At 62.1% G+C, this 19,639-nt stretch carries 21 protein-coding genes; 2 read left to right on the top strand and 19 right to left on the bottom strand.

Features of this window, described 5'->3' with window-relative positions; translation table 11 throughout:
• Positions 1 to 11: 11 nt before the first annotated feature.
• The 3 genes from sdhA to sdhC are packed head-to-tail and all read right to left on the bottom strand — an operon-like array spanning position 12 to position 2,536.
• Entirely contained in the window at positions 12 to 1,784 is a 1,773-nt protein-coding gene (gene sdhA, locus HU751_RS26175; RefSeq protein WP_028690456.1) for a succinate dehydrogenase flavoprotein subunit, read from the bottom strand.
• Between the two features lie 3 nt (positions 1,785 to 1,787).
• A complete protein-coding gene (gene sdhD, locus HU751_RS26170; protein WP_028690455.1) occupies positions 1,788 to 2,156 on the bottom strand; it encodes a succinate dehydrogenase, hydrophobic membrane anchor protein in 369 nt (122 codons plus the stop codon).
• Entirely contained in the window at positions 2,150 to 2,536 is a 387-nt protein-coding gene (gene sdhC, locus HU751_RS26165; protein WP_088852917.1) for a succinate dehydrogenase, cytochrome b556 subunit, read from the bottom strand. Before sdhC ends, sdhD begins: the two co-directional genes overlap by 7 nt.
• Positions 2,537 to 2,888: 352 nt before the next feature.
• Between sdhC and gltA the strand changes: the two genes are divergently transcribed.
• On the top strand, positions 2,889 to 4,178 hold the full coding sequence (gene gltA, locus HU751_RS26160) for a citrate synthase (RefSeq protein ID WP_050706521.1): 1,290 nt from the start codon (positions 2,889 to 2,891) through the stop codon (positions 4,176 to 4,178).
• Positions 4,179 to 4,315: 137 nt separating this feature from the next.
• Here gltA and HU751_RS26155 read toward each other — a convergent pair whose 3' ends face one another.
• The 10 genes from HU751_RS26155 to HU751_RS26110 form a co-directional block, all read right to left on the bottom strand.
• On the bottom strand, positions 4,316 to 4,918 hold the full coding sequence (locus HU751_RS26155; RefSeq protein WP_110739474.1) for an START domain-containing protein: 603 nt from the start codon (positions 4,916 to 4,918) through the stop codon (positions 4,316 to 4,318).
• Positions 4,919 to 4,951: 33 nt separating this feature from the next.
• A complete protein-coding gene (locus tag HU751_RS26150; RefSeq protein ID WP_023628900.1) occupies positions 4,952 to 5,206 on the bottom strand; it encodes a YkgJ family cysteine cluster protein in 255 nt (84 codons plus the stop codon).
• A 107-nt stretch (positions 5,207 to 5,313) separates the two neighbouring features.
• Positions 5,314 to 5,790 (bottom strand): hypothetical protein, encoded by a 477-nt coding sequence (locus tag HU751_RS26145; RefSeq protein WP_186734738.1) that lies wholly within the window; start codon positions 5,788 to 5,790, stop codon positions 5,314 to 5,316.
• A 62-nt stretch (positions 5,791 to 5,852) separates the two neighbouring features.
• Positions 5,853 to 7,295: an aminotransferase-like domain-containing protein gene (locus HU751_RS26140; RefSeq protein ID WP_186734739.1), complete on the bottom strand. Its 1,443-nt coding sequence runs from the start codon at positions 7,293 to 7,295 to the stop codon at positions 5,853 to 5,855.
• 136 nt (positions 7,296 to 7,431) lie between these two features.
• On the bottom strand, positions 7,432 to 7,665 hold the full coding sequence (locus HU751_RS26135; protein ID WP_217862556.1) for a hypothetical protein: 234 nt from the start codon (positions 7,663 to 7,665) through the stop codon (positions 7,432 to 7,434).
• A 761-nt stretch (positions 7,666 to 8,426) separates the two neighbouring features.
• Positions 8,427 to 9,236: an OmpA family protein gene (locus HU751_RS26130; RefSeq protein WP_186732863.1), complete on the bottom strand. Its 810-nt coding sequence runs from the start codon at positions 9,234 to 9,236 to the stop codon at positions 8,427 to 8,429.
• Entirely contained in the window at positions 9,233 to 9,586 is a 354-nt protein-coding gene (locus HU751_RS26125) for a DUF4398 domain-containing protein (protein WP_186732864.1), read from the bottom strand. The genes HU751_RS26130 and HU751_RS26125 overlap by 4 nt, the downstream gene beginning before the upstream one ends.
• A gap of 9 nt (positions 9,587 to 9,595) precedes the next feature.
• Positions 9,596 to 10,417 carry a substrate-binding periplasmic protein gene (locus HU751_RS26120; RefSeq protein ID WP_186732865.1) on the bottom strand — a complete coding sequence of 274 codons (822 nt, stop codon included), beginning with the start codon at positions 10,415 to 10,417 and terminating at the stop codon, positions 9,596 to 9,598.
• 87 nt (positions 10,418 to 10,504) lie between these two features.
• Complete coding sequence (locus HU751_RS26115) at positions 10,505 to 11,434, bottom strand: electron transfer flavoprotein subunit alpha/FixB family protein (RefSeq protein ID WP_028692906.1); 930 nt, start codon at positions 11,432 to 11,434, stop codon at positions 10,505 to 10,507.
• Entirely contained in the window at positions 11,435 to 12,184 is a 750-nt protein-coding gene (locus HU751_RS26110) for an electron transfer flavoprotein subunit beta/FixA family protein (RefSeq protein ID WP_028692905.1), read from the bottom strand.
• A 542-nt stretch (positions 12,185 to 12,726) separates the two neighbouring features.
• On the opposite strand from HU751_RS26110, the gene HU751_RS26105 reads away from it, so the two are divergent.
• On the top strand, positions 12,727 to 14,391 hold the full coding sequence (locus HU751_RS26105; protein ID WP_186732866.1) for an electron transfer flavoprotein-ubiquinone oxidoreductase: 1,665 nt from the start codon (positions 12,727 to 12,729) through the stop codon (positions 14,389 to 14,391).
• A gap of 61 nt (positions 14,392 to 14,452) precedes the next feature.
• Here HU751_RS26105 and HU751_RS26100 read toward each other — a convergent pair whose 3' ends face one another.
• The 6 genes from HU751_RS26100 to HU751_RS26075 all read right to left on the bottom strand — a co-directional run bounded on the left by HU751_RS26100 (position 14,453) and on the right by HU751_RS26075 (position 19,559).
• Positions 14,453 to 16,102 carry a hypothetical protein gene (locus HU751_RS26100; protein WP_186732867.1) on the bottom strand — a complete coding sequence of 550 codons (1,650 nt, stop codon included), beginning with the start codon at positions 16,100 to 16,102 and terminating at the stop codon, positions 14,453 to 14,455.
• A 149-nt stretch (positions 16,103 to 16,251) separates the two neighbouring features.
• Positions 16,252 to 16,653: a type II toxin-antitoxin system MqsA family antitoxin gene (locus HU751_RS26095; protein ID WP_050704793.1), complete on the bottom strand. Its 402-nt coding sequence runs from the start codon at positions 16,651 to 16,653 to the stop codon at positions 16,252 to 16,254.
• A gap of 2 nt (positions 16,654 to 16,655) precedes the next feature.
• Positions 16,656 to 16,952 (bottom strand): type II toxin-antitoxin system MqsR family toxin, encoded by a 297-nt coding sequence (locus tag HU751_RS26090; protein WP_186732868.1) that lies wholly within the window; start codon positions 16,950 to 16,952, stop codon positions 16,656 to 16,658.
• Between the two features lie 94 nt (positions 16,953 to 17,046).
• Positions 17,047 to 18,372: an MFS transporter gene (locus tag HU751_RS26085; RefSeq protein WP_186732869.1), complete on the bottom strand. Its 1,326-nt coding sequence runs from the start codon at positions 18,370 to 18,372 to the stop codon at positions 17,047 to 17,049.
• A 53-nt stretch (positions 18,373 to 18,425) separates the two neighbouring features.
• Positions 18,426 to 18,911: a hypothetical protein gene (locus tag HU751_RS26080; protein ID WP_062574669.1), complete on the bottom strand. Its 486-nt coding sequence runs from the start codon at positions 18,909 to 18,911 to the stop codon at positions 18,426 to 18,428.
• A gap of 171 nt (positions 18,912 to 19,082) precedes the next feature.
• Positions 19,083 to 19,559: a sigma-70 family RNA polymerase sigma factor gene (locus tag HU751_RS26075; protein ID WP_186732870.1), complete on the bottom strand. Its 477-nt coding sequence runs from the start codon at positions 19,557 to 19,559 to the stop codon at positions 19,083 to 19,085.
• Between the last annotated feature and the right edge of the window lie 80 nt (positions 19,560 to 19,639).

Raw genomic sequence — 19,639 nt, 5'->3', positions numbered from 1 at the left:
AGCGGCCACCCTTAGTAAGTCCGGACTTTCGGTTCGAAGGCAGGAACTGTCTTCGGCGCAAAGTTGACGCCACGCTTGGCGACGCGCTTCTCACCCGGGTAGTACAGGGTGTGGCACAGCCAGTTTTCGTCGTCACGGTCTTCGAAGTCTTCACGGGCGTGCGCGCCGCGGGACTCTTTACGGGCTTCAGCGGCAATGGCGGTCGCTTCGGCGACTTCCAGCAGGTTCTGCAGCTCCAGCGCTTCGATACGCGCGGTGTTGAAGGCCTGGGACTTGTCGTTGATCTTGACGTTGGCGATGCGGTCACGCAGGCCGGCCAGCTGCTCGATACCCTTCTGCATGTATTCGCCGGTACGGAATACACCGAAGTAGTTCTGCATGCAGCTCTGCAGCTCGCGCTTGAGGCTGGCGACGTCTTCGCCGGTGGTACGCTCGTTGAGCTTGCTCAGGCGGTTCAGGGCAACGTCGATGTCGGTGTCGCTGGCATCGCGGTACTCGACGCCGTCGCTCAGTGCCTTCTCCAGGTGCAGGCCGGCGGCACGACCGAAGACCACCAGGTCGAGCAGCGAGTTGCCGCCCAGGCGGTTGGCGCCGTGAACCGATACGCACGCCACTTCACCTACGGCGAACAGGCCCGGGATGATGTGGTCGTTGCCTTCGGCGTCCATGGTGATGGCCTGGCCATGAATGTTGGTGGCAACGCCGCCCATCATGTAGTGGCAGGTCGGGATGACCGGTACCGGCGCGACCACTGGGTCGACGTGGGCGAAGGTCTTGGACAGTTCGCAGATGCCTGGCAGGCGGCTGTGCAGCACTTCCTCGCCCAGGTGGTCCAGCTTCAGCAGTACGTGGTCCTTGTTCGGGCCCACGCCGTTGCCGGCGATGATCTCTTTGACCATGGAACGGGCGACCACGTCGCGGCCAGCCAGGTCCTTCGCGTTCGGCGCGTAACGCTCCATGAAGCGCTCGCCGTGGGCGTTGATCAGGTAGCCACCCTCACCGCGGCAACCCTCGGTGACCAGTACACCGGCGCCGGCGATGCCGGTCGGGTGGAACTGCCACATCTCGATGTCCTGCACCGGCACGCCGGCACGCAGGGCCATGCCGACACCGTCACCGGTGTTGATCAGGGCGTTGGTGGTGGAGGCGTAGATACGACCGGCACCGCCAGTGGCCAGAACGGTGGCCTTGGACTTGATGTACATGGTTTCGCCGGTTTCGATGCAGATCGCGATCACACCGACGAAAGCGCCGTCCTGGTTCTTCACCAGGTCGACGGCGTAGTACTCGTTGAGGAAGGTGGTGCCGGCCTTCAGGTTGCCCTGGTACAGGGTGTGCAGCAGCGCGTGACCGGTACGGTCGGAAGCGGCGCAGGTACGGGCGGCCTGGCCACCTTTACCAAAGTCCTTGGACTGGCCACCGAACGGGCGCTGGTAGATACGGCCAGTCTCGGTACGCGAGAACGGCAGGCCCATGTGGTCCAGCTCGAAGACCGCAGCCGGGCCTTCCTGACACATGTATTCGATCGCGTCCTGGTCACCGATGTAGTCGGAACCCTTGACGGTGTCGTACATGTGCCAGCGCCAGTCGTCGTTCGGGTCGGCCGAAGCGATGGCGCAGGTGATGCCGCCCTGGGCGGAAACGGTGTGCGAACGGGTCGGGAACACCTTGGTGACTACGGCGGTCTTGTGGCCGCCTTGAGCCAGCTGCAGCGCTGCGCGCATGCCAGCGCCGCCGCCACCGATGATGATGGCGTCGAAGGAAATCGTAGGAATGTTAGCCATGAATCAGATACCCCAGAGAATCTGCACACCCCAGACGAAGTAAGCGAACATCGCTACACCGCATACCGCCTGGAACAGGAAACGAATCGCAGTCGCCGACTTGCCGAAGGACATCGGCGTCAGGTAGTCGGTGGCAATGGTCCACATGCCAACCCAGGCGTGAGCGCCCAGGGCAACGAGGGCCAGCAGACTGAAGATGCGCATCGCGTTGTTGGAGAACAGAGCGTGCCACTGGGCGTAGTCGATACCCGGGTGGGCAGCGAGGTAGCCGATCAGGAAGATGAAGTAAGCCGCGAGAACGACCGCCGAGACGCGCTGCGCCATCCAGTCGTAGAGGCCCGAACGCGACAGGTTCGTGACGTTAGTTACCATACCCAAACTCCTGCCAGAACGATCAGCACCACGGAGATGACGATCACGATTTTCGAGCCCAGCTTGCCGCCTTCCAGCGTCTCACCGATGCCCATGTCCATGATCAGGTGGCGCACACCTGCCACGAGGTGATACAGCAGGCCGGACAGCAGGCCCCAGGTCACCAGTTTGGCCAGCGGACTGGTCAGACACGCCTTCACCTCGGCAAAGCCTTCCTCGCCACCCAGCGACTTGCTCAATGCGTACAGCATGATGGCAAGGCCGAGGAACAGGATGACGCCGGAGATACGGTGAAGAATGGACGTGTACGCGGTGATCGGGAGTTTGATGGTCCTTAGGTCTAGGTTTACAGGTCGTTGGCTTTTCACGGCTTTTTTCACACTGAAGAGCCCCTAGCTAACAGGGCAAAGTTGTTGGTAAGTGTACTGGTCAGGTACCCACCACCCAGGAGAGCGACGACACCCAGCAGGGCGGGCTTGAAAGCCCCTGGGAGTCGGCTGCCGAGTATAGACAGTTAGGCTGCTTATGACAACGTGAGGGGCTCGCCCAAATAGCGCATTGCCTTTAGTGAACAAAAGGCGTAAACGGGCGAGAATTTCGTGAAAAACCAGGCTTCAGGGGGCGTTTCAACCAGCCTTTAGGCAAATTGACATTCGAATTTATCCCTCTATAGTGGTGCGGGCCCTGCGTGGGGGGTCTGTCTGATGATTTCAAGCATTAATAGGAGGCCACATGGCTGACAAAAAAGCGCAGTTGATCATCGAGGGCGCTGCCCCCGTCGAGCTGCCCATTTTAACCGGCACCGTTGGTCCCGATGTTATCGACGTCCGCGGGTTGGGGGCATCCGGCCACTTCACCTTCGACCCCGGCTTCATGGCGACCGCCTCGTGCGAGTCGAAGATCACCTACATCGACGGCGACAAGGGCATCCTGCTGCACCGCGGCTACCCGATCGAACAGCTCGCCGAACAGTCGGACTACCTCGAGACCTGCTACCTGCTGCTCAACGGCGAACTGCCGAATGCCGAGCAGAAGGCCCAGTTCGTCAGCACCGTGAAGAACCACACCATGGTTCACGAGCAGTTGAAGTCGTTCTTCAACGGTTTCCGTCGCGACGCTCACCCGATGGCGGTGATGTGCGGCGTGGTCGGCGCACTGTCGGCGTTCTATCACGACTCGCTGGACATCAATAACCCGCAGCACCGCGAAATCTCCGCGGTTCGCCTGGTCGCCAAGATGCCGACCCTGGCCGCGATGGTCTACAAGTACTCCATGGGCCAGCCCATGATGTACCCGCGCAACGACCTGTCGTACGCGGAAAACTTCCTGCACATGATGTTCAACACTCCGTGCGAGATCAAACCGATCAGCCCGGTGCTGGCCAAGGCGATGGACCGGATCTTCATCCTCCACGCCGACCACGAGCAGAACGCCTCCACCTCCACCGTGCGCCTGGCGGGCTCCTCGGGCGCCAACCCGTTCGCCTGTATCGCCGCCGGCATCGCCGCGCTGTGGGGCCCGGCCCACGGCGGCGCGAACGAAGCCGTACTGACCATGCTCGATGAAATCGGCGATGTCTCGAACATCGACAAGTTCATCGCCAAGGCCAAGGACAAGAACGATCCGTTCAAGCTCATGGGCTTCGGTCATCGCGTGTACAAGAACCGCGACCCACGCGCCACCGTGATGAAGCAGACCTGCGACGAAGTCCTCAGCGAACTCGGCATCAAGAACGATCCGCAACTCGAACTGGCCATGCGCCTGGAAGAGATCGCCCTGACTGATCCGTACTTCGTCGAGCGCTCGCTGTACCCGAACGTCGACTTCTACTCGGGCATCATCCTCAAGGCCATCGGTATTCCGACCAGCATGTTCACCGTGATCTTCGCCCTGGCGCGGACCGTCGGCTGGATCTCGCACTGGAAGGAAATGCTCTCCAGCCCATACAAGATTGGCCGTCCGCGTCAGCTGTACACCGGTTACGAGCAGCGTGACATCGTTGACCTGAAGGACCGCAAGTAAGCCTGTTGGCTGAACGCAAAAGGCTGCCCTCGGGCAGCCTTTCTTGTTTCTGTAGTGCCGGTAGCGACCCTATCGCGGGGCAAGCCCGCTCCCACGGAGTACCGCGGGAGCGGGCTTGCCCCGCGATAGGCCAAACACTATTTCTCGGCGCGCTCCTTCAGCCCCTTGAGGGTATTGAACGGCGCATCGACTACGAACTTGTTGGCCAGCCACGACGGCACGCTGCCGCCCGGCTCGGTGTGCACCTGGTAGGTCACCTCGGTGCTGTCACCTTTGGGCACCAGCTTCCAGAAGCCTTCCACCTGGGCGACACGCACAAAGCCCTTTTCCTCCGGCAGATACTTCGGCTCTTCCTGAAGCTTGCGGGTCAGACTGCCATCAGCCTCCTGGACCGTGGTCACATGCAGGATCGAATCCCGCGGGGTCACCGGCCAGGGCGTGTTGAACTGGGTGTAGGTCCAGCTCTGGTCACCTTCGCTCTTGAGCAGCTTCTGCGACTTGCACTCGTGGATCCAGGCACAGGCCCCCGCCACGTCTTCCTGCAGCGCCTTGACCTTGGCCAGCGGCGCCTTGATCACGGTCACGCCGCGATAGGCCTTGTACTTCGAGCCAGCCACTTCGCTGAGGGAAACCTTGATCCCCTCCTCGTCCTTGGCCACCTGCCAGTTCTCGGCCCAGGCCGTCGGTGCCAGCAGGACGCCCATGCCACACAGCAGTGCAATACCTTTGATCGATCTCATCATCTTGTTCCTTGTTGTCGAAGATCCAACCTGTCACGCCGCCGTCATCTGCTCCAGCCACCCGATGATGCGGATGGCCTCGTCACGATCGTTGCCACAGATGTCCGCTTCCGCCTTGAAGCCGCCACACACCTGCGGCCGCTCAGGCTTGCCGAACAGCGCACAGAGGTTTTCGACATTCAGGTGCAGGCAGCGTTCGCCGGCCGGCTTGCCCTGCGGCATACCGGGGATCGGTGAACTGATGGACGGGGCGATGCAGCAGGCACCACAGCCCTCGCGGCATTTCATGACAACAGGACTCCCAGGAGCAAAACGGGACGAACGTCCCTGGATACTAACCGCTCAAACATATGTTTGAAATTGCCGGACGGATGAAATCACCCGTGACCCGGCAGTCAGTTGCGGAATTCGAATTCGATGGCCGCGCCTTCCACATCCCGCCGACTGTCGTTGCGCAACTGCAACTGCATTTCGTTGCTGATCAGCCGGCCGTTGAGCTGGAACGGACTGCTGTCGGATTCAGGCTTGGTGGGGAACATCGAGGGCAACAGCGGCTTGCGCACCACCGGCCCGCCGCCAAGATCCGGCTCGAGATGCTTGACCATGTCCTTGGGCAGGCTCAGGTCGATCTTCGGCTGGGGCAGCGGCTTGGCGACGGCCTTGCTGACAGCCCTGGCCTTCGGTTTGGGTTTGGGCTTCGCCTTGGTTACCGGCTTGGCCTGCGGTTTGGCAGGGGCCTTGGTGGATGCCTTGTTCACCGACTTGTGTACACCCTGCGCCTTGGCCGCCGGTTCGGCAGCCTGCACCGCACCGGCCGACAACCAGGGCAAGGCGAAACACAGGGCAATGACGAGAGGACGAAGCAGGTTCATGGGTACCAGAAGCGCAAGCCGTAAAGCGCGTATGCTCCCTGTTCCCGACTCGTCTGACAAGCCTACAACAGCATGCCGTTCGATTCCCGGCACAATTGCTGGGCCAGCAGCCCCAGCGTCATCACCGCACGCTCGGCCTCGCGGTTCCAGGGAATGCCGCAATTAAGCCGGATACAGTGGTTGAACTGCTCGGTATTGCTGAAGATCAGCCCGGGGGCGATGCTGATGCCCTGCTCCAGCGCCCGCACATGCAGTTCCTGGGTATTGACCCGCCCCGGCAGACTGACCCAGAGAATGAAGCCACCGGTGGGTCGGGTCATCTGCGTGCCTTCCGGGAAGTGCTGTTGCACCGCCAGCTGGTAAGCGCTGAGGTTCTTGCGGTACTCCTGTCGGATGAAGCGCAAATGCCGATCGTAGCCACCATTCTCCAGGTAGGCGGCCACCGCCATCTGCGTGACGCTGCACGCCGAGTGGGTGGTGAAGGTCTGCAGGCGCTGGATCTCGTCCTGGTAGCGCCCGGCGATCATCCAGCCAACCCGCACCCCCGGCGACAAGGTCTTGGAGAAGCTCGAGCAGTAGATCACCCGATCCAGCCGATCGAACGCCTTGAGCGACTTGGTGCGCCCTTGCTCGAACATCAGCTCGCCGTAGATATCGTCCTCGACGATCTGGATGTCGAAATCCGAGGCCAGGCGCAGCAACTGTTTCTGTCGCTCCTCGGGAATGGTGCCGCCCAGCGGATTACTCAGTCGCGCCGTCAGCACCAGGGCCTTGATCGACCACTGGTTGGCGGCCAGCTGCAGGGCCTCAAGGCTGATGCCGGTGGAGGGGTCACTGGGGATCTCGATGACCTTGAGCCCGAGCAGGTCGGCCAGTTGCAGCAGCCCATAGTAGGTAGGCGACTCGGCGGCGATCAGGTCGCCCGGCCGGGTGAGGACCCGCAGCGCCATCTGCAGGGCATCGACACAACCATGGGTCACCACCACTTCGCGGGGATCGACCAGCACGCCGGCATCGCGCATGCGGATGGCGATCTGCCGACGCAACGGCTCGAAGCCGGGGCTGAACATGTAGCTGAAGGCACGCGGGCTATGGAAGCGCGTCACCTTGGCCAGTTGCTGGTGCAGGGCGCGCACGGGCAGGTAGTCGACATGGGGCACCGCCGCGCCGAAGGGAAAGACGCCATCGCGTCGTGCCTCGACCAGTACCTGCTGGATGATGCTGGCCCGGGTGACCAGGCCGGGGCGTTCAACCCGGGCGATATCCGGGGTCTGCGCCGTCAGTGCCGGGGTCTGGTGGACATAGTAGCCCGACTGCGGCCGGGCGCGGATCAGGCCCTGGTCCTCGAGATTGGCATAGGCCTGCAGCACGGTGGCGTGGCTGACATTGAGCTGGGCGCTCATCTTGCGCACCGACGGCACCCGTTCGCCTGGCTGGTAGACACCCCGGCGGATGTCATCGGCCAGTTGCTGGGCAATACGCTGGTACAGCAGCAGGTTGGTCATGGCGTGTTCTCGAAGCGCGGACGGGATCGTTGTTCTTGTGCGACTCACTGCCGAGGCAGAATACCGTAACAGTTGCGAAGTGTACTGGGACAGATCGCAGGATAGTCAACAATACAGTTGCGTGACAGAGCAACGATTAATGTTTGAGTCGGCGCGCCGACGAACGCACAGAATGGCGATGTCGTTTGTTGTTGCTGCCGTTGCCGTTGCCGTTGCCGTTGCCGTTGCCGTTGCCGTTGCCGTTGCCGTTGCCGATCGAGAGTCTAGCGCCACACCCAGCTAGCGACAGCTGCGCCAGCCCAGGCGCCGCCCGTACTTTCGCGACTTCAGGAGGCCGAACGCAGGCCTTGCGGAGGGAGGTGACGGGCATGGATGCCCGTCAAGCGCTGGGGCCCAGGATGGGCCCTGCAGCGCGGTCCTCCTGGGAGCAAGGCCGGAGTGAGGGGACCCGGAGCGAAGCGTAGGGCCGGATGAATGGAGCGCAGCGTTTTTTGGTTACTTTTGTCCGGCCGGCGCTCCGGGCGTTTGACAAAAAGTGACTCGCCGTAAGGGCGAAAAGGTGACTATGCGTCAGTATAGCTAATGAATGCGCTTACAACTGTGAAAACCCACGCCGATCGCATTTGACTTTAATTTTGACTTTGAGAGTGTGTTTTGAAAGTTATATGCGCATTCATTTGCGATGGTGACGCAAAGTCACCTTTCCGCCCTTACGGCGGGTTCCTTTTTGAAGGATCAAAAAGGAACCAAAAAATCCTCGCTCCATTCATCCGGCCCCTACGCTTCGCTCCGGGGTTCCCTCGCTCCGTTCTCGCTCCCGGGAGGACCGCGCTGAACGCCCCATCCTGGGGCGCAGCGCTTGACGGGCATCCATGCCCGTCACCTCCCTCCGCAAGAACTCCGCTCGGCCTCCTGAAGTCGCAATTGGCGGCGCCTGAACTATTGCGCACTTAGAAGCAACAGCAACAGCAAGATCAAGATCAAGATCAAGATCAAGATCAAGAAATGCGAAGTGGTAGTTAGCCGGCTGACTATGAATTGACTAGATGAACCCTATCGCGTGCAAGCCCGCTTCTACAAGTTATGTATAACTTCTTGCAGGAGCGGGCTTGCTCGAAATAAAAACAGAATTCAACGCGCTGGCGCGAGTTTACCCTTGTCATCGGAGAAGACGATCTCAACCCGACGATTCTGCGCCCTGCCCCGCTCCGAAGCATTCGCCTCAACCGGATACTGGTCACCATAACCCTCGACCTGGATCCGCTTCTCATCCACCCCCAGATCAACCAGCATATCGGCCACCGACTGCGCACGATCACGGGACAGCTTCAGGTTCTCTTCCGCCGCACCGGTGCTATCGGTATATCCCTCGATCCGCACCACTCGCCGCGGGTTGAGCTGAAGGAACTGCACCAGCTTCAATACCGTACGGCTGGCCGAATTCTTCAAGTCGGCCTGCCCGGTATCGAACAGCACGTCACCCAGGGTCATCACCAGGCCACGGTCGGTTTGCTCCGACGCCAACGCGACAATCTGCGCCTCGACGAACTTGCCCTGCTGCTGGACGCTGGCCAACTTGGCCTCGCGCAACGCCAGCTGCAGACGCTGGCGCTCCAGGTCGAGCTTGGCCAGACGCTCCTGGTTCAATGCCAGCTTGGCGTGCTCGCTGGCAATCTCGCTGTAGCGCTGGCTCAGGTAGGCGTAGTGACGAACATCGCTGCCGGTGCCGACATAGCCCGCCAGGCGCTCCGCGCGTGCCAACGACTCGCCGGCGCGGATCACATCGCGAGGCGCGCTGCGCAGTACATCGGAATCGTCCTTGACCTTCTGGAACGCGGCGCTGGCGTCGTCCAACGCCGACTCGCTGCGCTGGCTGGCACAACCCTGCAAACCGACCAAGGCCAGCAAGGCCAAGGTCGCCATGGGCTTGAGACGCTTCATGGCTGCACCTCCAGTTGCTTGCGCAGGCGCTTGATCCGCGACTGCATCGCCTGCAACTGCTCCTCGCTCTTCTGGTTCAGCACCCGCGCCTCGGCCAGGCGCGCATCGAGCTCGGCCTGCTCGGCGCGCATGCGCGCATCGCGGTGGTTTTCGCCGAGCATGTTGCTCTTGGCCCGGGCCAGCTTGTCTTCGGCCAGCTTGAACTCCGGCACCTGCTCATTGGCACCGACCGCCTTGGCCTGCTCCAATGCCTGTTCCGACAGGCGCAGCTGTTCATTGGGTGCCGGGTCGTTGGCACAGCCGGCCAGGCCAAGCACGGCCAGGGCGAGCATCAAGGGTTGGATTCTCACTCACGCTTCCTACTGTTTGGGGGCACCCTGCGACGCCTGCATCTGCGCCTTCCAACGCTCGACATTGCGCTGCAGCACAGCTTCGCTCGCCCCGGAGATCGGCAATTCTGTCAGTTTTTTCGCCAGTTGTCCGCGCAACCAGCTGTCGTTGCACGCCGAGTTGTGCGAGACCGCCAGGTACAGCCCCGGACGGTCCACCGGCAAGCCCCGGGCGATGAGGTCGTTGCCCACGCCCAGGCTCTGTGCCATGGCCATGCCCGAGTAGCGCCCGGCCAACACATAGTCGACCTGGCCGAGCACCAGCTTCTGGAAGGCCTGCGTCAGGTTCTGCGCCGGCTCCAGCTTGAGCTGGGCCTTGGCGAAGGCGTCGAAGGCCGGAGTCAGGCGAGCCTTCTCGGACAGCCCGCCGCGGTACCGGGCAAGGTCTGCCGGACCATCGAACACCAGGGTGGCGTCATGACGGGTCCAGACCAGGTATTCGTTGAGCTGCAGGGCAGGATGGATGTAATCCAGGCTGGTCAGCTGGGCGACCTGCATCGGCGTGTCGAGCAGCAGGTCCATACGCCCGCTACGCACTTCCTCCAGGGCCTGCTCGCGCTTGCCTGCGTGCAGCACCTCGACCTTCACCCCAAGCTCGGCCGCCACCTGGCGCAGCAGGTCGACATTGGCGCCGATCAGGTGTTTCGGGTCCTGCGGGTCCTGCCAGGAGTACGGCGGCGCATCCGGGCTGCCGGTGGCCACCAGGCGCTCGCACTTGCCCAGCGCCAAGGCCTGCGTCGACAGCAGCGCCAGCGCGCAGGCCAGCCCTCCCTTGCTCCAGCGAAACGCCATGCAACCTCTCCCCGCCCCTGAAAAAATCCATGAAAAAACCCGGACCGCCGAGGGCGGGCCGGGTTCTTTATAAGTGAAGCAGGCGGATCAGACCAGCTTTTCCAGCTCCGGAACCGCTTCGAACAGGTCGGCGACCAGGCCGTAGTCGGCGACCTGGAAGATCGGCGCCTCTTCGTCCTTGTTGATCGCGACGATCACTTTCGAGTCTTTCATGCCGGCCAGGTGCTGGATCGCGCCGGAGATACCGACGGCGATGTACAGCTGTGGCGCGACGATCTTGCCGGTCTGGCCGACCTGCATGTCGTTCGGCACGAAACCTGCGTCGACCGCGGCGCGCGAGGCGCCGACGGCGGCGCCGAGCTTGTCGGCCAGGGCGTACAGGTGCTTGAAGTTGTCACCATTGCCCATGCCGCGACCACCGGAAACGACGATCTTGGCGGCGGTGAGTTCAGGACGGTCGGACTTGGCCAGCTCTTCGCCAACGAAGGCCGACTTGCCGGCGTCGTGGGCGGCAGCGACGGCTTCGACAGCAGCCGAACCACCTTCGGCGGCCACGGCGTCGAAGCCGGTGGTACGCACGGTGATGACCTTGACCGCAGCGCTCGATTGCACGGTGGCAATGGCGTTACCGGCGTAGATAGGACGCTTGAAGGTGTCGGCGGATTCGACCGCGATGATCTCGGAGATCTGGTCGACGTCCAGCAGCGCGGCAACGCGCGGCAGGATGTTCTTGCCATTGGTGGTGGCCGGGGCCAGCACGTGGCTGTAACCCTTGGCCAGTTCGACCAGCAGCGGCGCGACGTTTTCCGGCAGGGCGTGGGCGTAGGCGGCGTTATCGGCAACCAGCACCTTGGCTACGCCGGCGATCTTGGCGGCGGACTCGGCGACGCCACCGACGTTCTGGCCTGCGACCAGCACGTGGATATCACCACCGATCTTGGCGGCAGCGGCGACAGTGTTCAGGGTGGCCGGGGCTACGGCACCGTTCTCGTGTTCAGCGACAACCAGGATAGTCATTTAGATTACCTTCGCTTCGTTCTTCAGCTTCTCGACCAGTTCGGCCACCGACTTGACCTTGATACCGGCGCTGCGGGCAGCAGGCGCTTCGACCTTGAGGGTCTTGTTGGTGGAGGCGATGGACACGCCCAGCGCGTCTGGAGTGATGGTCTCCAGCGGCTTCTTCTTGGCCTTCATGATGTTCGGCAGCGACGCGTAGCGCGGCTCGTTCAGGCGCAGGTCGGTGGTAACGATGGCTGGCAGGTTCAGCGCGACGGTCTGCAGGCCGCCATCGATTTCACGGGTGACGTTGACCTTGTCGCCAGCAACTTCGACCTTGGAGGCGAAGGTACCCTGGGCGAAACCGGTCAGCGCGGCGAGCATCTGGCCGGTCTGGTTGTTGTCGCTGTCGATGGCCTGTTTGCCGAGGATCACCAGCTGCGGCTGCTCCTTGTCGACAACGGCTTTCAGCGCCTTGGCCACGGCCAGGGAGTTCAGTTCGTCAGCGGCCTCGACCAGGATGGCGCGGTCGGCGCCCAGGGCCAGGGCGGTACGCAGTTGCTCCTGGGCGGCGGTCGGGCCGATGGAGACGACGACGATTTCGCTCGCCACGCCCTTCTCTTTCAGGCGGACGGCTTCTTCCACGGCGATTTCGCAGAAGGGGTTCATGGACATCTTGACGTTTGCAAGGTCGACGCCGGAGTTGTCCGCCTTGACGCGAACCTTGACGTTGTAGTCGACCACTCGTTTGACAGCTACAAGAACCTTCATGGATTCCTCGTTACTCTCCGGTGAAAAGAAGATCGCCTGGGGACTGCCCGGCGAATGCGCGTGGGTACAAGGGCACCTCTAAAAACGTTCCGACGCCGACAAAGTTCAATTGACCGATCAGTCCTGTTTCGACCCTTGCGGGCAAAACCCACGGGTCATTTTCTGTCGTGGCGTGTAGACTCCACTACAAAACCTGATTCGGCCCGTAAACCCTGCTCCACGCCTGGTCTTTAGGGGTGCACCTGCGCCCGACGGTCAGCCTACGGCGAACGCGAAAGCGCTCGTATCTTGACCGTAACACCCAATCCGGTCAATACGGCAAATTGGCCAGCCTCCAGCCGCCTACCTGCGATTCTACGGGCCTCCGGCAAATTCAAACAAACGTTTGTATTGGACCCGCCAAGTGGTGTAGATATAATGCGCGGCCAAGACAAAACGGTGTAGTCCATCACCTGCGAAGCTACAGCCTCTGCACGCCGCACGTGACCGTGAACACCCATAAAAGACAAGCAACGCGATGAGCCTTGAGTAGGAGAGAACCTGTGGAACGCGAATACATGGAATTCGACGTGGTCATCGTCGGCGCAGGCCCGGCGGGCCTGTCCGCCGCCTGCCGCCTGAAGCAGAAGGCCGCCGAAGCCGGTAGCGAGATCAGCGTCTGCGTGGTCGAGAAAGGCTCCGAAGTCGGCGCCCACATCCTCTCCGGCGCGGTATTCGAACCGCGCGCCCTGAACGAACTGTTCCCCGACTGGAAAGACCTCGGCGCGCCGCTGAACACCGAAGTGAAGCGCGATGACATCTATGTGCTGAAAAGTGCCGACAGCTCGACCAAGGTCCCCGACCTGTTCGTGCCCAAGACCATGCACAACCACGGTAACTACATCATCTCCCTGGGCAACCTGTGCCGCTGGCTGGCCCAGCAGGCCGAGAACCTGGGCGTCGAAATCTACCCGGGCTTCGCCGCGCAAGAGGCACTGTTCGATGAAAACGGCGTGGTTCGTGGCATCGTCACCGGCGACCTGGGTGTCGACCGCGAAGGCCAGCCGAAGGACGGCCTGTACACCCCGGGCATGGAGCTGCGCGCCAAGTACACCCTGTTCGCCGAAGGCTGCCGTGGCCATATCGGCAAGCAGCTGATCAAGCGCTTCGACCTGGACAACGAGTCCGACGTCCAGCACTACGGCATCGGCCTCAAGGAAATCTGGGAGATCGACCCGGCCAAGCATGAGCAGGGCCTGGTGGTGCACACCGCCGGCTGGCCGCTGGACGTGATGAGCGCCGAGAACACCGGCGGCTCCTTCCTTTATCACCTGGAAAACAACCAGGTGGTGGTCGGCCTGATCGTCGACCTGTCCTACTCCAACGCTTACCTGTCGCCGTTCGACGAGTTCCAGCGCCTCAAGCACCACCCGGTGATGGCCCAGTACCTCGAAGGCGGCAAGCGCATCAGCTACGGCGCCCGCGCCATCTGCAAAGGCGGCCTGAACTCGCTGCCGAAGATGGTCTTCAATGGCGGCGCGCTGATCGGCTGCGACCTGGGCACCCTGAACTTCTCCAAGATCAAGGGCAGTCACACCGCGATGAAGTCCGGCATGCTCGCCGCCGAAGCCGTGGCCGACGCACTGATCGCCGGCAGCGAGGGCGGTGACCAGCTCAACGGCTATGTCAGCGCCTTCAAGGCCAGCTGGCTGCATGAAGAGCTGTTCGCCAGCCGCAACTTCGGCCCGGCCCTGCACAAGTTCGGCCCGTTGCTCGGTGGCGCGTTCAACTACATCGACCAGAACTGGTTCGGCGGCAAGCTGCCGTTCACCCTGCATGACACCAAGCCGGACTACGCCTGCCTCAAGCTCGCCGCCGACTCGCAGAAGATCGACTACCCGAAACCGGACGGCAAGCTCAGCTTCGACAAGCTCAGCTCGGTATTCCTCTCCAGCACCAACCATGAAGAGGAACAACCCTGCCACCTGAAGCTGACCGACCCGAACATCCCGATCGCCAGCAACCTGCCACTGTACGACGAGCCGGCACAGCGCTACTGCCCGGCCGGCGTGTACGAAGTGGTCACCCAGGAAGACGGCAACAAGCGCTTCCAGATCAACGCGCAGAACTGCGTGCACTGCAAGACCTGCGACATCAAGGATCCGGCCCAGAACATTACCTGGGTCACCCCTGAAGGGGCCGGCGGGCCGAACTACCCGAACATGTAAGCCCTGCCCCGGCGGCAAGCAAAAGCCCCCTGGCCGTAAGGCCCGGGGGCTTTTTTCATGGCTATCCCTTGTACGAAACCACGGTGTGCGTGGTGTCCAACCCCAGTTGTTCGAACCGTTCCAGGACATGCCCCAGGCACTGCCCGCCATCGGGTCTGTAGTGTCCGGAAGCATCGTTGACCAGGCCAAGGAGGTCGCTCACCGCATTGCTGGTGGTCTTGCGGTCGATGCGCATTTCTCCGGCGCACACCACCGGCTGGCCACTGCCAAGCTGGCTGTGCCGGGTATAGCGCGTACGGTCCAGGGACTGGTCCCAGAATTTGACCAGAATACTTTTTTGCGGGGTATAGACCCAGGTGTAGGCATCCTGGGCAGTATTGGGGCGCAGATAGATCAATCTTCCGCTCTTGAGCTCATAAGCCAATATCTGCCCCCGTTCTTCACCGATCAGCTGACAGACGCCATCGAGGGTTTCGGGCCGATAGCTGCGCCATTTCAGCACGTCGATCAACCATTGCTGCAATTGCACCGGGTAGGTGTAACCGGCAAAGTCCAGGGGCGCCGAGATATCAGCCTTGCGCCAGTCCAGCCAGTTCACCCGGCCTTGCCATGCCACCCCGTCCCTGGCCTCGACCCAGCGGTTGTCGCTCCCAACGACGCGGTTGCTCAGCCGGTCATTGACCTTCAGGTCCAGCGACTGCATCTTCCAGGCCGGGCCGTACCCCCCGGCACTGGCCTGGTAGATCTCGACCGTATGCAGTTCATCGGCATAGATCACGCTGCGCTGGAACATCTTGACCAGGTCGACCTCGACCTTGAAGTGCGCCCCGCGCTCGAAGTTGCCGGCCAACGGCTGGCGGTGCTCACTACCATTGATCGAGAACGAAAGGGTATCGCCTGTTCCGGCACTGTAGTTGGCAGAAACGGCGAGGCACACGTTCAGTTTGTCGACGACCATGCTCGGCGCCTGACCCCGGCGGGGGACCTGGGGCAGTTGCACCCGCCAGGCTTCGGAGGGCAGCGCCTCGCTTCGCCGCTGCAGCCAGACCTCACCCGAAGTCGGAGCACTGCACAAGGTACGGGTACCGTCGCCATAGAGAAGCTCGCCCTTGGAAGACAGCCGCCAGCGATCTCCCGAGGCTGCGCTCGCCTTGCCGCAGATCCCGAGCCCCAAGGCCTGCCCGGTGGTGACATTGACCAGCTGTCCGTCCTTGTAGAGCCATTGCATGGCCTTGGGATCCGGATTCACGGCGAGGCACACGCCCTCCTCGTCCGCCATCAGGTAATCATGACCGTTGGTGAGCATGAACGGGATACCGCTGGGTAGGCCGTTCACGGGGTCCCCGGCACCACCACTGCCATCCAGTGCCTTCAGCTGGGTGAACTCGACCGTTTGCTGGCGCTGCGCACTGTCGGTCAACAACACGGCATGGCTGTTGGCGGCCAGCTGGATGCGGCTGATGTGGCGAAAGTCATGTAGCGGGTGTACGCCGGTCAATTGCTTGCCATCACCGTAGACCACCACCCAGGCCTGGTCATGGTGATTGCGCGACTCCAGCACGCAGGCCAGGCTTCGGCCCCAGCGGATAACCGGAGTCCTGGCCTGATCATCCGGTTTCGTGCTGGCGGGATTGGCAGCCGAAAAGCTCATCTGTGGTGGGAACGCAGGCAGCTGGGCCCGCGTCATCCAGGTGATGCTGAAACTGGACATGCATATTTCTCCTGACTGTATGAACGGAAGGGTCCGTCAACGATCAGTCGAAATTACGTGCACAACCTCGAAGGCGCTGTAGGGGAGCAGACCGGTGGGCGCTCAATATCCCTACCCTGCCTGTAGGACCTGTTGACTGCCTGGACGCATCAGGCAGTCCTGACTTCCTCAAACAGCTCCGGATGGCGATCCAAGAGCTTGAAGAGCTTGATCAAAGCGACCGGCGGCCGGGTCTTGCCATTTTCATAACGAGAGAACGCATTGACGCCCCCCCCGAAGATTTCACCCGCTTCACGCTGGTCGAGGTCAAACTTCTTGCGCACGGCAACGATGAAGGCAGGGTCAATAGCCTCAGCATTGATCTTCCGATCAAACTCCACCATCAGGTCACTGACACGCATGGCTTCGGCATGGCTCAACACCGCCTCACCACAGGCAGGGCAATAATCACCACTGACATGCGGAATAAGCGTCGACATGCCCTTGTAGCGATAGGGCATGTCCTGAGTGTCCGGTGCAAGCTCGGCACCACCACAAATCGGGCATCTCATGTTTACAGCTCCTTGAAGGACACGATAAGAACATCATCGACAACCATCAGTTTGAGATAGACATACCCCACTGCAGTGAGCGGTCGATAGACGTCCTGCCAGACCAGGTGATCGGCGTAGCTGGTCATGCTCTTGTAGAAATCAGCACGCTCCAGTCTGGTGATCATCTCAAGCATACCCGGGTAATCCAGCCCCAGAGCCCTGGCTCCTCGGAGCGCGGTAGAGGTCGTCCTTACTCGCTCGGCTGCGAGCAGCGCTTTTACTCGCTCCAACGTGCAGTGCGGCGTTCTTTTCTCCATGAAAAATTAACCTTCCAGGTTATTTTCGGCCAATAGGTTATTCCAATAACCCCCACCCGGAAGTCTGCCTCACTACACTGCGTCCTTTACCGCTTCATTTGTCACCACACATGAGCGGCATCGGCTGCGCCGCAAACCCCAACGACTCACGACGTCCGAAATAGAGCGCCGTCAGCAATCCGACCATGCCCATGACCAGACAAAAGCCGACACACACCCATGGACTCCAGGGCATCAGGGCGATCAGCGCCAGCGGCGTGGTGCTGGCCCACAGGGCGTAGGCGATGTTGTAGGTGAAGGAGATGCCCGAGACCCGGATCTCGGCCGGGAACAGCCCGACCATCACCGACGGCACCACCCCCACGACACCACAGGACAGGCCAGCCAGTGCATAGGCCACCCAGGTCTGCCCCCACTGCCCCACCAGACTGGCGTACAAGGCGCCGATGCCCAACGGCAGCAGCAGGCAGTAGAGCATCAGCGCCCGCCAGGCACCGATACGGTCCACCAGCAAGCCGGCCAGCACGCAGCCAATATTGAGGAAAACGATACCCACGCTGCTCAGGGCGAAGGTGTGCCCGGCTGTCATGCCGAACCGCTGTTGCATCACGGTCGGGGTGATCACCACCAGCACCACCACTGCCGAGGTCAGTACACAGGTCAGCAGCGCCGCCGGCACCAGGGCCCGTCGATGAGTGCCCAGCACCCGTCGCAGGGGGAAGGCCACCGGCTGTTCCTGCTGCGCCCGCAGGGCCAGGAACACCGGGGTTTCACTCAACCAGCGGCGCAGCCAGACACCGATCACGCCAAACACGCCGCCGAGCAGGAAGGGATAACGCCAGGCGTAATCGAGGATCTCCTGGGGCGTGAACAGCTGCGCCAGCAAGGTCGCGGTCAGCGCCCCGAGCAGGTAGCCGAAGGTCAGCCCGGCCTGCAGGAAGCCCAGAGCATAACCACGCCGCCCGGACGGCGCATGTTCGGCGACGAAGGTCCAGGCGCTGGGTACCTCGCCGCCGACCGCCGCCCCTTGCAGGATGCGCAGGGCCAGCAGGATCAGCGGCGCGGCGTAGCCGATGTCGGCGTAGGTCGGCATCACCCCGATCAGCAGGCACGGCAGCGCCATCATCAGGATGCTCAGGCTGAACACCCGCTTGCGCCCCAGATGGTCGGCGAAATGGGCCATGAGGATGCCACCCAGCGGCCTGGCCAGGTAGCCGGTGACGAAGATCCCGAAGCTCTGCAGCAGGCGCAGCCATTCCGGCATTTCAGGCGGGAAGAACAGCTGGCTGAGGGTCAGCGCGAAGAACACGAAGATGATGAAATCGTAGATTTCCAGGGCGCCACCCAGCGCGGCCAGCCCCAGGGTCCGGTGGTCACGACGGCTGAACCGTGGCGGGCGGGTGGTATCGATGGCAGTCATGGCAGCTTCCGCAACGAGGCAAAAGGCCAGAGGATAGCAAATCCACCCGCTGCTCAGGGGTTGCGGCAGAACACCGTCTGCGCAAGGTTGGTGCGCCGTCGGGCATGGTTCGACGCCCCCGCCAACCCCGGCGGCAAGGGCAACTGCCCGACCAGCACCGGCATGTCGATGATTGCCATGAAGGACTCCAGCGCCTCGCTGTCGGGCGCATGGGGCAGGCTGATGCTGACGGCGTGGCGATCGCTCGGCGGTACGGCGGGCACTTTCAGGTGTGGTGAGTGGTACAGCAGCGCGTGCTGGATCTGCGAGCTGACCCGGCAAAAACGCGCCAGGTCGACCCCGGCATGACTGGCCAGCTCGATGTTGCCCACCAGCAGGTTGAAGGGTTCCAGGGCGCTGTGCACCAAGCGCTGCAAGTCGTCGAAACTTTCCACCGGGGCGATCCGGTAATAACCCAGGCCATTGAGCATCTTCTCCAGCTGCAGGCGCTGGCCGGGGTGCTCGTCGGCGATGAGGATGCGCATGGATTTGTTAGGCATCGTCCGGACCTGGGCAGTTGGGTGGTGACGGTAGCTCCATGACCATACTGCGCCGGCAACGGCAACGTCAGGCGGGACGCCTGAACGGGGGGTCTTTATTGATAGTTGTCGTGAACCTGGGAGAAATCAAGTCGCCCACTCACGGAATTTTCACATCTGCGCACGGCTCGCTCAGGACTCCCACTGGCGCATGCGCACGCGGCAATGCTTCATGGCGTTGACGATGTGTTTTTCCACCAGGCTGCGGGAAATACCCAGGCGCTCGGCGATCTGCTGGTGCGACAGGCCATCGAGCTTGCGCAGCAGGAAGCTGTCGCGGCAAGGCCCGCTCAGCTCGCCCAGTGCTTGCTGCATCAGGGCCAGGCGCTGGTCGAGCTGCATGCTCTGCGTCAGAGCAGGGGTATGCCAGCGCTCGTCGCTGTCCAGTACCTCCAGCGGCTCGGCTTGACGCACCAGATGTCGACGATGATGATCGACCACGAGGTTCATGGCCGTGCGATACAGGAAGGCGCGTGGGTGCTCGATATGCTCGCCCTCCGTGCGCTCCAGCACCCGGATGTAGGCATCGTGGGCGACGTCTTCGGCCGCCTGGCGATTACCGAGTCGGGCGGACAGGAAGCTCACCAATTCGCGATAGTAATGTTCCACGACGGCACCTGGCGTCTCCCTGCTCAAGCGTTGGGAGTCAGGGGCAGTGTTCTGGATGATATCAGCGTGCGATCTTACAA

It is taken from the genome of Pseudomonas peradeniyensis, from assembly GCF_014268935.2.
Lineage (GTDB): Bacteria > Pseudomonadota > Gammaproteobacteria > Pseudomonadales > Pseudomonadaceae > Aquipseudomonas > Aquipseudomonas peradeniyensis.
The sequence above is the reverse complement of the archived record's forward strand: the minus strand, read 5'-3'. Positions and strand labels throughout refer to the sequence as shown.

Coding starts and splice junctions, on each gene's coding strand:
- sdhA (WP_028690456.1), bottom strand. CDS start 1,784: ATGGCTAACATTCCTACGATTTCCTTCGACGCCATCATCATCGGTGGC.
- HU751_RS26085 (WP_186732869.1), bottom strand. CDS start 18,372: ATGACTGCCATCGATACCACCCGCCCGCCACGGTTCAGCCGTCGTGAC.
- HU751_RS26135 (WP_217862556.1), bottom strand. CDS start 7,665: ATGCCCGTCACCTCCCTCCGCAAGGCCTGCGTTCGGCCTCCTGAAGTC.
- HU751_RS26110 (WP_028692905.1), bottom strand. CDS start 12,184: ATGAAGGTTCTTGTAGCTGTCAAACGAGTGGTCGACTACAACGTCAAG.
- gltA (WP_050706521.1), top strand. CDS start 2,889: ATGGCTGACAAAAAAGCGCAGTTGATCATCGAGGGCGCTGCCCCCGTC.
- sdhD (WP_028690455.1), bottom strand. CDS start 2,156: ATGGTAACTAACGTCACGAACCTGTCGCGTTCGGGCCTCTACGACTGG.
- HU751_RS26155 (WP_110739474.1), bottom strand. CDS start 4,918: ATGAGATCGATCAAAGGTATTGCACTGCTGTGTGGCATGGGCGTCCTG.
- HU751_RS26140 (WP_186734739.1), bottom strand. CDS start 7,295: ATGACCAACCTGCTGCTGTACCAGCGTATTGCCCAGCAACTGGCCGAT.
- HU751_RS26100 (WP_186732867.1), bottom strand. CDS start 16,102: ATGTCCAGTTTCAGCATCACCTGGATGACGCGGGCCCAGCTGCCTGCG.
- HU751_RS26080 (WP_062574669.1), bottom strand. CDS start 18,911: ATGCCTAACAAATCCATGCGCATCCTCATCGCCGACGAGCACCCCGGC.
- HU751_RS26130 (WP_186732863.1), bottom strand. CDS start 9,236: ATGAAGCGTCTCAAGCCCATGGCGACCTTGGCCTTGCTGGCCTTGGTC.
- HU751_RS26090 (WP_186732868.1), bottom strand. CDS start 16,952: ATGGAGAAAAGAACGCCGCACTGCACGTTGGAGCGAGTAAAAGCGCTG.
- HU751_RS26115 (WP_028692906.1), bottom strand. CDS start 11,434: ATGACTATCCTGGTTGTCGCTGAACACGAGAACGGTGCCGTAGCCCCG.
- HU751_RS26145 (WP_186734738.1), bottom strand. CDS start 5,790: ATGAACCTGCTTCGTCCTCTCGTCATTGCCCTGTGTTTCGCCTTGCCC.
- HU751_RS26150 (WP_023628900.1), bottom strand. CDS start 5,206: ATGAAATGCCGCGAGGGCTGTGGTGCCTGCTGCATCGCCCCGTCCATC.
- HU751_RS26120 (WP_186732865.1), bottom strand. CDS start 10,417: ATGGCGTTTCGCTGGAGCAAGGGAGGGCTGGCCTGCGCGCTGGCGCTG.
- HU751_RS26095 (WP_050704793.1), bottom strand. CDS start 16,653: ATGAGATGCCCGATTTGTGGTGGTGCCGAGCTTGCACCGGACACTCAG.